Here is a 13186-nt window from a genome sequence, read left to right on the forward strand (position 1 = left end):
GCACACGCCGATCTCGGTGCCTTTCTCGGCGGCCAGCTGCTTGAGCCGGATCGCCGCCGACAGCCCGGCGGGGCCGCCGCCGACGATCACGACGTCGTATTCCATCGATTCGCGCGGGCCGTATTGCGCGAGCAAGTCCTGTGTGGTCAAAATCCTGTCTCCTCCTGCGTCCCGACCGTCAGCCGGTCAGAACTGGTCTTCCGTCAACGCGAGCACGCCCTCGTTGCCCTTCGTGCCGACGATCGACGCTTCGAATGCGCCGGCCTGCACCAGCACGTGCTCCGCATAGCATTGCGCGATCGCGATCTTCGCATCGAAGAACGCCGGGTCGCTCGCGCGGTTCGCCTGCGCGGCCACCAGCGCGCGGCCCATCTGCCACCCGCACAACACCACGCCCGCCAGCTTCAGGTACGGCACGCTGCCCGCGAACACCGCGTTCGGGTCCTGCTTCACGTTCGCCACCACGTAATCGACCACCGACGACAGCGCCTTCGCGCCTTTCTCCAGCTGTGCCTTCACCGATGCGGCCGCCGCGCCGTCCAGCTTGCCCAGCGCCGCCACCGTGTCGCCGATCTCCGCGATCAGCGCCTTCGCCACCGCGCCGCCGTCGCGCATCGTCTTGCGGCCCACCAGATCGTTCGCCTGGATCGCCGTCGTGCCTTCGTAGATCGCCAGGATACGGGCATCGCGATAATACTGCGCCGCGCCCGTCTCCTCGATGAAGCCCATCCCGCCGTGCACCTGCACGCCCAGGCTCGCCACGTCGTTCACCATCTCCGTGCTCCAGCCCTTCACCACCGGCACCAGATACTCGTAGATTGCCTGATGACGTGCCCGCGTCGCCTCGTCCGAATGGCGGTGGGCAATGTCGCTGTGCGCGGCGGCCACGTAGGCCAGTGCCCGCGCGCCTTCGGTCAGCGCGCGCATCGTGCCGAGCATGCGACGCACGTCCGGGTGATGGATGATCGTCACCGACTGCTTGGCCGAACAGTCCACCGGGCGGCTCTGCACGCGCTCCTTCGCGAATTCCGCGGCCTTCTGGTATGCGCGGTCGGCCACGCCGATCCCCTGCATCCCGACGCCGAAGCGCGCCGCGTTCATCATGATGAACATGTATTCGAGGCCGCGGTTTTCCTCGCCGACCAGGTAGCCGATCGCGCCGCCGTGGTCGCCGTACTGCAGCACCGCCGTCGGGCTCGCCTTGATCCCGAGCTTGTGCTCGATCGACACGCAGTGCACGTCGTTGCGCGCGCCGAGCGACCCGTCGTCGTTGACCATGAACTTCGGCACGATGAACAGCGAGATGCCCTTCACGCCTTCCGGCGCGTTCGGCGTGCGCGCCAGCACCAGGTGGACGATGTTGTCCGCCATGTCGTGCTCGCCCCACGTGATGAAGATCTTCGTGCCGAACACCTTGTACGTGCCGTCGCCCTGCGGCTCGGCGCGCGAGCGCACCAGCGCGAGATCGGAGCCCGCCTGCGGCTCGGTCAGGTTCATCGTGCCCGTCCATTCGCCCGAGATCAGCTTCGGCACGTAGCGCTGCTTCTGCTCGTCGGTGCCGGCCGTCAGCAGCGCCTCGATCGCGCCGTCGGTCAGGAGCGGACACAGCGCGAACGACAGGTTCGATGCGTTCAGCATCTCGATGCACGGCGTTGCGATCAGCTTCGGCAGCCCCTGACCGTCGTATTCGGTCGGATGCTGCAGCCCCTGCCAGCCGCCTTCGACGAACTGGCGGAATGCTTCGCCGAAGCCCGGCGTTGCGGTCACGACACCGTCCTTCCAGCTGCTCGGGTTGCGGTCGCCTTCGACGTTCAGCGGCGCCAGCACCTCGCCGCAGAACTTCGCGGACTCGTCGAGCACGGCCTGCGCCGTGTCGTAACCGGCATCCTCGAAGCCCGGCAACTGCGCAACGGCGTCGATGCCGGCCAGCTCCTTCAGCACGAACAGCATGTCCTTGACGGGGGCGTTATAGCTCATGGTCGATGTTCCAATCAGACGGTATATGAGGGGCGCTACGGGGCGGGAGGCGGTAAAACCGGCTCAGGCCCTGGCGACGACGTGGGTCATCGTAATGCCGGGGCGGGCGATTCCTATTGTCATATCCGGCCCATGTGGTGACAAAATCGGCCACGGGATGTGGGGGTGAAGCGGGGAAAGGTCAGATGGGTGGGGGATTGGGCAGGGGCGGGTTTGGGAGGTTTGGGGGATTGGCGAGCAAACGGTGTGCCGCGTTGGCGGGATGGTGCGGTCGAGGTGGTCAGGTTTGCGCGGGGGGGGGGGGGGCGAGCCACGGGTTTACCTTGATCCACGATGCGGACTGCACGCCGGCTGGCGACTCCGGCCCGAAGCCGGGAAGCACCTGGTGTGTAAACGATCACGCGGAGGTCGGAAAACGCTTAAATCCCGCGCAACAAACCCGGAAGTGAAGAAAGATCGTCTATGACGTGGGTCGGGATCGCGAACCGTCCTGAACGCGACTGGATCCGTGCCCACGGGCCGCGCCGCACAGTGGTCAATCCAAGCGGCGGGCGCCCGAGGAACACCCACCTCCTTCGATCTGCAACAGACTGTAGAATACGCTCCAAAATTGTCCACAGGATGAAAATGGCACGGCCGCAGATATTCATCAGTTCCACCTTTTATGACCTCAAGGTCATCCGGGATGACCTCGCACGGGCGATGAAGGACTTAGGTTACGAAACTATCCGGCACGAAGTCGGGGCTATTCCATATGGCCGCAGCGACAAGCTGGAGAGTTCGTGCTATCGGGAGGTTGAAAACTGCGACATCTTGGTGTGCATCATCGGGGGCCGGTACGGGAGCGGGTCCACCGTTTCCTCCGGTTCAGTCACACAGAATGAATTGCGCGAAGCCTACGACCAAGGCAAGCAGGTTTATGTATTCGTCGAGAAGAATGTCCTGTCTGAGCGGACTTTCTACAAGAACAACCGTGACGTCCGGAATCTGGTACTTACGCACGTCAGCGATCGCAAGGTTTTCGACTTCATTGATGAAGTGGATCAACTTCCAACAGGGAACCCACTGTTCCCATTCGAGAATGCCAGCGACATCATCGCTCTGCTGAAGGAACAACTAGCTGGTTTATTTCAGAGGATGCTGAAAGAGCAGACCAACGCACGGCAGTATCAGTTCCTCGACCAGTTGAAGTCTTCGATCGCCACTGTAGGCGAGCTTGCGAAATATCTCTCTACTGCTGCCGATCAAGCGGGGGTCGCTGTCAAAGACATCCTACTGACCGATCACCCTTGCTTTGCGGCTCTCCGTCGAGTCACTAAAAACCGCTATCGAATCTTCTTTGCTGACCTAACTGAGCTGACGCAGTGGCTCTCGGGCGCGAAGAGCATGAACCAGGTCGATGAGGAAAATTGGGACTCTCCTGACTATAGGGAATGGGTCAAGAGTACTTCGAAGAATGGTGGCGATGAGCAGACGTTACTGAAGGTCTGGGTTGGCCTCTTCGATGATGCGGGGCGTCTGAAGCCGATGAGTTCAGCTGCCTGGAAGGATGAGTACATCACCATCGAGGTCAGCATCCTAGAGGAATAGGTAATTAGCACTGTACGCCGATCCATCTAGCCGTTCCCCGTTGCTCTACATCGCGCACCGACATACGCGGATTGCGTCTAGTCCGTGCGCTCAGGTTCGCCTGCCTCATCCATCCTTTCTGGATGACTGCAATGCGTGAATTCAATGGTGGACTTCGACCGACTGAGATCGCAGCAAAGCAGACATTTCTCAACGAAACCCGAACGGTTGCAACGGGTCGGTAACGGCCTCATCCCCAAGAGGGCGAGCGTAGGTCTTGGCGTAGGTTTATGTATCAGGCCTTGTCAGCTAAGACACTGGTTTTGCTGCATCACTGGGGTAACGGTTGCTGGTGCTGCTGCGGGTTGCGTGCTCATGTGACCGGGAAAAATTGCTTTGGCAGCCCAAGTTTGCCAGCGGGCCGAACGCGACCGCTTGAAGTTCGCCGTTCGGCCAGTTGCCGGAGATCCCGACCGGCGGCTGCCAGCCAGGAACCGTCATTGAAAAATAAAGTTTGAGTACCGGCTATAGGCTGGATCCGGTTATCGCGGCCGACGGATGGAACGATTGCTATCTCTAAAAAAACGGCCATTCGCGGCCAATGTTGATGACCGGTGGTGGAACTTTCGAAGCCGGGTGGCCCGTCAATCTATCGGTCGGGACAGGCTGCGGGTTGCAAACGACGTTTCGTGATCTTGGCAAAGCGCGTATTGATCTGTTCCGGTCGTTCATTACCCTGCCCCTACTGGCCCTCGTAGGGCAATGCGGTCCACCGCGACCGACAGGTGGACTGCTTAGATGTGAAGGCTTCGGCTGAGGTAATCTTTGATTTCAAACAGGTTCACTTGGAACTTGTCGGCGTCCTCCGGACGGATCATGATGGTCAACTTATTGGAAAACAGCCTGTTCTTCGCCGCGTCGGCGAATGACTGCGCGATTTTCTCTGTCATTTTCTTTCGCGAAGTGTCGATTCGGCCACGACCAGTGCCAACTAGCGGAGCGGTTAAATCGGCTAGGTTGCCGTTGTTGCCGATGTACACCCAAAGCTTTTCCAACGCGTTCTCTACGTCATGCAGAGTTGTTCCTGCAGTCCCAGATGCGTTCAATCTGGACATCGCTAGGAAGTAGAAGGTCTTATTGCCAGTGCTAACCTTTGCCACCGTTCCGATGGGATACTCCCGCTTTTTTCCGGGAGCATTGGCGTTGTCAGTGAAGTGTACATTCGCCAAGCTAGCGTCTAGCTGTTTGTCAATTAGCGCAGTATTTCCTTGGAAAAATCTAAGGGAAACTTGACCCTGCAGACTTTCCGGGGAAATCAATCCGCTTGCTATATCGGTATCGAAGGTGGTGTTGGTGCTAACGACGATGTCGCCCGGTTCCGCGAACATGTCACCGATCTTGACTTCGAACATGATGTCGCGCTTTGGTACCTTGTATGTCACTCTCGAAACTGGTCGGCGCGTCACGATTACCCAAAGAATGGCCACAATGGTGATCGGAACGATTGCAAACTTGCTGTATTTGTCCTTCGTGTAGATATTCAGGAAGTCCATGAACTCCATGAAAAAGTACAGAGTTCCGACAGTGGCGAGGACGGCGGCCAGGGCATCGACAGAGAAAAGTGCATACCTCCAGAAGGAAGTCGTCGCGAGCGAACGAAGGAAGAACTTCACAGGCCGAGCCCCTTGTAGAACGAATCGTTGTAATGAAAGGCACCAGACTTACCTTCTGACTTGCATCGGGTGTGGTCGGCGGGCCAATTGACAGCGGCGTGACTGACAACCTTTTCCTTAAATGGCACGTAGATGGCCAGCGCCTCACGCATCGCGGGTGGACACAGTCCGTCCTTTGTTCGACTTCCATTTAGGTTCACGCCGATGATCGGAAGATCAAGTCGAATTGCAGTCTCAATCTCCCATTGCACGAATTTTGTTAGACGCCATGTGTTTTCGCCAATTATCACAATGAACAACTTTGAGTTCGAGAATCGTTCCCTGAGTTGCGCCTTAATGCTCGCCTCTTGGCTGGAATCCCTTGCCGTATTCAGGTCATGTGCATTGGAGAAGTTAAGGGAGAGCTTTTCATTTTCTGACCACGCCGTCATGAGGCGGTAGTAGGCCATGTCACGGTCGCCGTCGAAGGCGATATAGGTCTTGTTGCGATACGCCATTTTTCCCCGAGCCTTAATGTTGGTCGTTGCAGCCGCTCAACTAATTTGTAGAAGATATCTGGGTATGCGCGCCAGCGCAACACGCTTTAGGGGTCACCCGATCCACATTGCAATGACAGCGTCGACCGGCCGCTCCGAGCAGCGAGCAGGCGTCGCATTTGAGTTGAACTGTGTGCCTTCACCCTTAATAACCAGACCGCGCCGCGTACCGGGCATTTCGGGTTTCGGCGCCTCAGCAGTTCAATGACTGCTTCGTGGTTCGCAACGTGATCTAGTTTTTGGCCATGACCGACAGCACCCGCTGCGTTTCAGACGCTAGTCAGCAGAAAGCGAATGGCCGTACTGGGTCGGTAACGGCCGTTGCTCGACCTTGCCTCAAACCGGACGTTTAACCGAATCCCCCTACTTCATCGCCACCAACGGCCCGACAAACGCCTCGAAGTGCGGCAACCAAATCGGTATCGCCTCCTTGACCGAGAACATCCCGTGGCCGTTGCTGCCAAACGGCGGCTCAACAACCATCTGCCCACGCCCACCCGCCCCCTGAAACGTGGCAAACCAGGTCGCCACCACCTCCGGCGCGAAATACTTGTCGTTCTGCACGTAATGCCAAAGCACCGGCACCCGCGTCGTACTCGCGAAATGCCCGATCGTGTCGGCCATCTGCTTCGGATCGCACGGCATCCCTGGATGGGTCGTCGGGTTCCCCCCACGTCCACCCGAGAAGTTCACCACCGCGACCCCCCCTTGCGGCGCATAGCTCGCCGCCGCCAGCGAAGCAAAACCACCCGCCGATTGCCCGACCAGCACGACACGGTTTCGATCCACCTGCGGCAACGTCTGCGCATACCGCACGGCCGCGAGCACATCGCGCGCGGCCTGCTGCCCCGCAGCGAGGTAATCGGGATGTCGGCACGAACCCGCATCCTCTTCGTCGCCCCCGCCCGTCGCCCCCTATCCGCGGCGGATCGGCACGATGACCGCGAAACCGAGCTGCACGAACGTCCGGATCTGCGGTAACGCGCGATAGCGGCGCACCTTCGGTCGGTCGCGCGGATCGGGCGGGCTGCCGTGGCTCAGCACGATCAGCGGAAAGGGGCCGGGGCCGTCCGGCATGTAGGTGGTGGCGACGATATCCCGCGTGCTCGCCCCCTCATCGACCGGGACCTTGACGACGGTTTCATGCAGATCCGGCGCGATGGACGTGTCGTCAACCGCCGTCGCCGCACAGCCGACGATGGAAGCGATCAACGCCCCCGAGATCAGCACTCGACACAAGCGGATGGCGATCCGGTTTCGACGAACGACGATGCTCATGGGTGATCTCTCCACGAATCCGCTGCCCACGGCCCATGCTGCCGCGATGCAAACGACGAAGGCGTCAGTGTATCCGGGCGGCAGCGCGGTCGGGAAAGCCGCTCACGCGCAGTCCGCACCGGCATCGCGATCGTCACCCCCCATCACCACCGATAACTGACATCCCCCGTCACCATCAACCGCGTGCCATAGAAACACCCGCCTGCTGAAAAACACGACGACACATAAGTCCGGTCGAACAGGTTGTTCACATGCGCCGCAACGCGCCATCCCTTCCATGCAGACCGCTCGACACCCAAGTCATACGACAGCCCGAGATCAAACAACACGACAGCCGGCACATCGAACGTATTGACGTTATCGCCCGCGCTGCGCCCGACATATCGCACACCGCCACCCACCCTCAACCCGCGCAACCCAGGCTGCTCGACCGCATAGTCCAGCCACAACGACGCAAGATGACGCGGCACCGCCGCCACGCGCTTGCCAACGACGGTCGGATCCGTATCGGCCTGCACCGTCGTGTCGAGATACGTGTATGCAGCAATCACATCCAGTTGCTTCCACACGCGCGTACGCCCTTCCAGCTCGATCCCGCGCGACCGCACCTCGCCCGTCTGCACACTGAAGAACGGATGCTCAGGATCAGCGGTCAGGACGTTGCGCTGGCGAATATCAAACGCCGCGATCGACGCGTTCTGCAGCCGATCCGGCGACTGATAACGCAACCCGACCTCGAACTGCTTCGCCTTCGTCGGCGTAAACGGCTGGCCATCGAAGCGCGTGCCGAGCGCCGGTTCGAACGACGTCGAATAGCTCATGTAAGGCGCAAAGCCGCTATCGAACAGATAAACCGCCCCCGCGCGCCCCGTGAACGCCCGCGTGCTCTGCCGCACGCTCGCGAACCGCAGCAGATCATCAGTCGTCGTGCGCGACCATTCCTCCCGCCCGCCGAGCGTGAACACCCAGCGATCCCAGCGCACCTGATCCTGCAGATAAACGCCGATCCGGTCAGGCGTCTGCCGCGTCTGCTGCGCGACCGGCGGCACCGTAAACGGCTGCCCGTAGTCAGGCGCCCGCGTATCGAGCGGCGGCGCCGCACCAAAGCCCGACCCAACGAGATTCGCCACCGCATGCTCATACGACAGCCCGGCCAGCACCGTATGCTCGACCGGCCCCGTCATCACGCGCGTCTCGGCCTGGTTGTCGAGCGCGAGATGGTTCACGTGCTCGCGCGACCACGACAGCGAACGATTCAGCACGCCCGGCGCCAGATAAGGCGCGATGAAATTGACGGCCGCACCCGCGAAGTCGACATCGAGATGCGTATAGCGCACGTTCTGCCGGACCTTCCACGTCGAATTGAAACGATGCTCGAACGCATAGCCGATCATCGCCTGCGTGCGGTCGTAAGTGTCGAAACCGGGCAGCCCCGGAAAGAAGTGCGTCGGAATCCGACGCCCCGCATCCGGCCAAAGCGTGCCGAGGGCAGGCAGCCAGCCCGCGAAGTTGTTGTGCGGATCGCGCTGGAACGACCCCAGCAGCGTGAAGCTCGTATCGGCGTTCGGCTGCCACGTCAGTGACGGCGCGACGACGATCCGCTGCTGCCGCGAATAATCGATCTGCTCGTCCGCACGGCGCGCGAGGCCGTCGATCCGGTAGCGCCACGTGCCGTCCTTTGTCACCGGTCCGCTGAAATCAAACGCAAGCTGCCCGCGATCGCGGTTACCGGTCTGCACGGCGAGCAGGTGCTGCGCATCGCGCGTCGGCCGCTTGCTGACCATGTCGACGATACCGCCCGGGCTCGCCTGCCCGTACAGCACCGACGCCGGGCCGCGCAACACGTCGATGCGTTCGAGCGTCCACGGATCGACGACACTCGCGGCCCAGTTCACGCCTTTCGGCAGCGGCAGGCCGTCGAGCATCTGCGGATTGATGGCCGCCGCCGCGAAGCCGCCGAAGCCGCGCAGGAACACGCTCTCGAGCACGCCGCCGGGGCGCGAGTCCGCATAGGCGCCCGGCGTGTAGCGCAGGCTCTCGCCGACGCTGTGCACGTCCTGCCGGTCCATCTGTTCGCGCGTAACGACCGACAGGCCTTGCGGCACCTCGACGATCGCCGTGTCGGTCTTGGTGCCCGCGCGCGATACGTCGGCCGCGATGCCTTGCACCGGGCCGACACCCGTCTCGCGCCGGCCGTCGACGACGATCGGCGCGAGCATCGGTGCATCGGCGGGTTCACCCGCCTCCGGCGCATCCTGCGCCGCAGCGGCAACCGGCATCGCGGCCGCGCAGGCCAGTGCGGCCGCCCAGCCCGGCACGCGCCGCAACGCCGCGCGCGGAAACGGAAATCCTGGCCGCGCACGGCGGCCGGTGTGTGATCGATTCATCTCGGGTTATCCGGAAAGCGGAGACGGACGTCGGCGGATAGGCCGCGCCCTTGGGTAGGGAGACGGGCCGCTCATGCAACGGCGACCTCGACTGAACAGCGAATGGGAATCATTTACGCCGGCGCGGCGCGGGTAAATGCCGGTGGACGCAATCGACGAATGTGCGGCTTGCATCGATCGGCCGCAGGTTTATTCGTCTGACGTTAACAAAATGTCACGTTTGAATATCGTTATCCTGAACGACTAAACGAATGATCGGATGATAGGATAGCGACACCCTCAAGTTTCAAGCGAAACACTTAATGTCAAGCCTGCCCCCGGCCACCCGACACTCGCTCGTCGATTCCGCGATCGAGATCCTCAAATCCAATATCACTTCCGGCATCTGGCGCGTCGGCCAGCGCATTCCGACCGAGCTCGATCTCGCGAAGCAGCTCGAGGTCGGGCGCAACACGGTGCGCGAGGCGGTTCGCACGCTCGCGTATTCCGGCGTGCTCGAAGTGCGCCAGGGCGACGGCACCTATGTGCGCCGCAATGTCGATCCGGCCGAAACGATGCGCAACGTCGATCGCGCCGCGCGCAGCGACCATCTCGAACTGCAGTGCATGCTCGAAACGGAATGCGCGCGCTACGCGGCGCGCCGGCGCACCGACGAGGATCTCGCGACGCTGCGCAAGCTGCTGAAGGCACGTGGCGAGCGCGAAGCGTCGCGCGACGTGAAGAAGTTCGTCGAGCGCGACCGTGCGTTTCACATCGCCGTGGCCGCGGCATCGCACAATCACGCGCTCGAAGCGCTGTATCGCTATTTCTCGGGCTCGATCCTCGCGAACGTCGAGGACATCCTCGTCGAACTCGACGAAGCCGAGATTCCCGAGCCGGACATGCGGGCGCACCAGGCCGTACTCGACGCGATCGAACAGCGCGACGAGAACAAGGCGGTTCGCGCGACGCTCGCGATCCTCAAGCCGCAGATGACCTGGCTCGAGACCCGCGAGACGCCCGCCGCCTGACGCGCCCGGCAAGCGTTACACGGCAACGGCCTCGATCACGTCGATCTGCCCGTCGGGCGCGGAGCGGATCCCTGCGGGCCGCCAGCCGGCGGCACCGAGCAGCGCGTCGTATTCGTCCCGCGTGCGCTCGCGGCCGCTGCCCCAGCACATCATGTGGATGTCGTAGAGCTTCGAGAAATGCGCGACGCCCGGGGCCGGCACGACCCGCTCGATCACGAACACGCGTGCGCCGTCCCGGGCGCTTTCGCGCGCGCGCTTGAGGATCGCCACGCACTCGTCGTCGTTCCAGTCGTGCAGGATCAGCTTCAGCAGGTAGACGTCGGCCGCCGGCACCGCATCGAACATGTTGCCGCCCGCCTTGCTGCAGCGTGCGCTCACGCCCATCCGCTGCGCCCAGTCATCCGCATCGCCGTCGATCACTTCGGGCAGGTCGAACACGACGCCGGTCAGCGGCGAGAACCGCCGCAGCAGGCTGCACAGCATGTGCCCCTGGCCGCCGCCGATGTCGCACGCATGCGTGCCCGGCGCGAACGTCACGTCGCGCAGCGCATCGACGACCTGTTCCGACTGCACGGTCGAGAAGCTCGACATCGCGCGCTTGAAGTCGGTCCGGTAGCGTTCGTGATCCTTCGCATAGTCGAACGCCATCGCGCCGAACTCGCGGACGAAGCCGTTCTGCTCGCCCTCGCGCACCATGTCGGGCAGGTGCGCCCAGATCGCGTAGTGCTCGGGCCCTTCCTGCAGCAGCACGAAATCGCGCAGCGTGCTCGGGGCGTCCGCATGCAGCAGCGCCCCCGACGCGGTGGCCCTGAAGCCGCGGCGCGTGTCCTCGTCGAGCAGGCCGAGCGACGCAAGCGCGCGCAGCAGCCGGTATAGCAGCGGCTCGTCGACGTCGAGCTTCGCCGCGAGCGCGGCCGACGAAACCGGCGCATCCGTCGTGACCGCATCGAACACGCCGAGCCGCGTGCCCGCATACAGGATCCGGCTGCGCCACCGTCCGAACAGCGTATCCAGCACCTGTTTTGCCGCATTTTCCATAAAGTACTCCTGAACATGAACCGACCGCGCCGGCGCGTGACGCACCGGGCGATCGCATCGTCAATGAAGCATGCGGATCACTGCTCGTGCAGGAATTCCCGGATCGGGTAGCCGACGTGGCGCTGCGCATCGAGCGTGTAGCCGAGGATGCGGTCGCCGCGCTTGAGCTCCGTGATGTTGTGCACGCTGCCTTTCGGCCCGAGCACGCGCACGTGCCAGTCGTCCTGCGCGATGATGTTGATCGCGCGATTGGCGGCATTCTTCGCCTCGATCAGCAGCAGCGGCCGCGTCTCGACCTTCGCGCGCCCGACCACGACGCGGCGCGCCTTGCCCTGCACGTTGACGGCGAGGATCTCCGCGCCCGATTCGAGCTCGGCAAGATAGCGCGTGCGGTTGTCCGGCGCGACGACGTACGAATGGAGCGCGGCGGCGTTCACGCGGAACGGGCGCGTCGGCATGTACGGCAGCGGATGCGTCTCGCTGCTGATGAGGATCATGCCGGTCGAATACGAGCCAACGAGGATGCCCTCGTCCTGCTCGAAGCGCGAGCAGGTATCGACGCACACGCGTTCGCCCGGCCCCAGGTGCGTGAGCCCGACGATCTCGATTTCCTCGAGCTGCAGATCCTCGACCGTGTCGCTGCAGATCGACACGAGCTGCGTGGCCTGCCCGACCTGCGTCGGCGTGAGCAGCACGCCCTCGGGGCCGCGCTGCAGCACGTTCAGCGTGACCTCCGCATCCTCCAGGTCGGTGACGACGGTGATCAGCTCGCCCGTCGCCTGATCGGCGGCCGCCAGCAGGATTTCAAGCGGAATCTTGCTCGGGTCCTGCAGGAATTCGACGAGCAGCCACGGCGCGGACGTCGACAGCTCGCACGCCCGCGTGAGCGTCGCCTCGCCCGTCACCTCGATGAACACGCCGAGTTCGACGCCGTCCGGCACCGCGAAATCGACCGGCAGGCCATCCTTCACGAGGACGATCTGCACCTGCTCGAGCAGCGCGGCATCGGCCGGCTGCCGATCGACGACCGCGACCTTGCACGCGCTCGGCGGCAGCCGCCCGGCCTGCTCCGCATCCTTCACGACGAATGCGGACACGCCGACATGCAGCGCTTCCTCGGTGATCTCGTCCGCGAGCTCATCGATGTTGCGCAGGTCAATCCAGGAAAGCTTCTTCAAGGCCAATCTCCTTCGAAGGGGATAACGCAGGTTGAATGACAGGATGAAACTAGCGGCTGACGGAAACGACCGAACGCGACGCGGCGGCCCTCATCCGGCAATCCACCCAGCCGGCGCCCGGTTCGAAGCCGGCAAGCCGGACGCCGGGCGCGACATCGGCCAGACCGACGCGCGCACCGTCGTCGGTCCGGAACTGCACCGCACGGTCGCCGCGCATCACGACGCGCGTGTTCGCGCCGGAGGCGCTGCGCGTGTGCAGCGCGACGAGCGGCGCGGATTCGATCCGCACGCGGCCGACCACGATCGCGCGCGTGTCGCCCGCCGCGCCGACCGTCAGGATCCGCTCGCCCGAACGCAGCAGCGAGAGCTGGCGCGCGCGGTCGCCGCCGCAGAACACGAACGATTCGGCCGAGCCCGCGTCGAACAAGACTCGCTCCCTTCGACGATGAAATACAGCTGCATCTGCACCCGCGACGTTGTCACGTGAATCTTCGGTCGGATCCAGTATTTATCGTGTCTTCACACGCGATGACAGACTCG

General features: G+C 62.9%; 11 protein-coding genes and 1 pseudogene. 2 read left to right on the forward strand and 10 right to left on the reverse strand.

Annotated features, from left to right (window positions below):
• A partial coding sequence (locus G3O06_RS42460) for an FAD-dependent oxidoreductase (protein ID WP_124636892.1) occupies positions 1 to 150 on the reverse strand: 150 nt, incomplete at its 3' end.
• A 36-nt stretch (positions 151 to 186) separates the two neighbouring features.
• Positions 187 to 1977, reverse strand: coding sequence for an acyl-CoA dehydrogenase (locus G3O06_RS42465; protein ID WP_205819638.1), 1791 nt, complete (start codon positions 1975 to 1977; stop codon positions 187 to 189).
• Between the two features lie 627 nt (positions 1978 to 2604).
• Between G3O06_RS42465 and G3O06_RS42470 the strand changes: the two genes are divergently transcribed.
• On the forward strand, positions 2605 to 3567 hold the full coding sequence (locus tag G3O06_RS42470) for a DUF4062 domain-containing protein (protein ID WP_205819639.1): 963 nt from the start codon (positions 2605 to 2607) through the stop codon (positions 3565 to 3567).
• Between the two features lie 773 nt (positions 3568 to 4340).
• Here G3O06_RS42470 and G3O06_RS42475 read toward each other — a convergent pair.
• The 5 genes and pseudogenes from G3O06_RS42475 to G3O06_RS42495 form a co-directional block, all read right to left on the reverse strand.
• Positions 4341 to 5219 carry a macro domain-containing protein gene (locus tag G3O06_RS42475; protein WP_205819640.1) on the reverse strand — a complete coding sequence of 293 codons (879 nt, stop codon included), beginning with the start codon at positions 5217 to 5219 and terminating at the stop codon, positions 4341 to 4343.
• Positions 5216 to 5716, reverse strand: a complete 501-nt coding sequence (locus tag G3O06_RS42480; protein ID WP_205819641.1) for a TIR domain-containing protein — start codon at positions 5714 to 5716, stop codon at positions 5216 to 5218. The genes G3O06_RS42475 and G3O06_RS42480 overlap by 4 nt, the downstream gene beginning before the upstream one ends.
• A gap of 402 nt (positions 5717 to 6118) precedes the next feature.
• A pseudogene (locus G3O06_RS42485) lies at positions 6119 to 6598 on the reverse strand (prolyl oligopeptidase family serine peptidase); the annotation flags it as partial.
• Between the two features lie 72 nt (positions 6599 to 6670).
• The gene (locus tag G3O06_RS42490) at positions 6671 to 7033 is read right to left on the reverse strand and encodes a hypothetical protein (RefSeq protein ID WP_205819642.1); all 363 of its coding nucleotides are present in this window, start codon (positions 7031 to 7033) and stop codon (positions 6671 to 6673) included.
• A gap of 143 nt (positions 7034 to 7176) precedes the next feature.
• Positions 7177 to 9420 carry a TonB-dependent siderophore receptor gene (locus tag G3O06_RS42495; RefSeq protein ID WP_205819643.1) on the reverse strand — a complete coding sequence of 748 codons (2244 nt, stop codon included), beginning with the start codon at positions 9418 to 9420 and terminating at the stop codon, positions 7177 to 7179.
• A gap of 302 nt (positions 9421 to 9722) precedes the next feature.
• Here G3O06_RS42495 and G3O06_RS42500 point away from each other — a divergent pair, with 302 nt between their 5' ends.
• Positions 9723 to 10430, forward strand: a complete 708-nt coding sequence (locus tag G3O06_RS42500) for a FadR/GntR family transcriptional regulator (RefSeq protein ID WP_174974646.1) — start codon at positions 9723 to 9725, stop codon at positions 10428 to 10430.
• Positions 10431 to 10445: 15 nt separating this feature from the next.
• Here the strand turns inward: G3O06_RS42500 and G3O06_RS42505 are convergent, their stop codons facing one another.
• From G3O06_RS42505 to G3O06_RS42515, 3 genes are all read right to left on the reverse strand, one after another.
• A complete protein-coding gene (locus G3O06_RS42505) occupies positions 10446 to 11468 on the reverse strand; it encodes a methyltransferase (RefSeq protein ID WP_174974648.1) in 1023 nt (340 codons plus the stop codon).
• A gap of 77 nt (positions 11469 to 11545) precedes the next feature.
• A complete protein-coding gene (locus tag G3O06_RS42510) occupies positions 11546 to 12646 on the reverse strand; it encodes a 3-dehydroquinate synthase II family protein (protein ID WP_205819644.1) in 1101 nt (366 codons plus the stop codon).
• A gap of 49 nt (positions 12647 to 12695) precedes the next feature.
• Positions 12696 to 13073 carry a 3-dehydroquinate synthase II gene (locus G3O06_RS42515; RefSeq protein ID WP_241020522.1) on the reverse strand — a complete coding sequence of 126 codons (378 nt, stop codon included), beginning with the start codon at positions 13071 to 13073 and terminating at the stop codon, positions 12696 to 12698.
• Between the last annotated feature and the right edge of the window lie 113 nt (positions 13074 to 13186).

This window comes from Burkholderia sp. Ac-20345 (genome assembly GCF_017104825.1).
GTDB classification, from domain to species: Bacteria; Pseudomonadota; Gammaproteobacteria; order Burkholderiales; family Burkholderiaceae; genus Burkholderia; species Burkholderia lata_B.

Bases quoted from the DNA above. Each gene is read 5' to 3' on its own strand.
- G3O06_RS42505 (WP_174974648.1), bottom strand. From the start codon at position 11,468: ATGGAAAATGCGGCAAAACAGGTGCTGGATACGCTGTTCGGACGGTGG.
- G3O06_RS42500 (WP_174974646.1), top strand. From the start codon at position 9,723: ATGTCAAGCCTGCCCCCGGCCACCCGACACTCGCTCGTCGATTCCGCG.
- G3O06_RS42480 (WP_205819641.1), bottom strand. From the start codon at position 5,716: ATGGCGTATCGCAACAAGACCTATATCGCCTTCGACGGCGACCGTGAC.
- G3O06_RS42495 (WP_205819643.1), bottom strand. From the start codon at position 9,420: ATGAATCGATCACACACCGGCCGCCGTGCGCGGCCAGGATTTCCGTTT.
- G3O06_RS42470 (WP_205819639.1), top strand. From the start codon at position 2,605: ATGGCACGGCCGCAGATATTCATCAGTTCCACCTTTTATGACCTCAAG.
- G3O06_RS42465 (WP_205819638.1), bottom strand. From the start codon at position 1,977: ATGAGCTATAACGCCCCCGTCAAGGACATGCTGTTCGTGCTGAAGGAG.
- G3O06_RS42490 (WP_205819642.1), bottom strand. From the start codon at position 7,033: ATGAGCATCGTCGTTCGTCGAAACCGGATCGCCATCCGCTTGTGTCGA.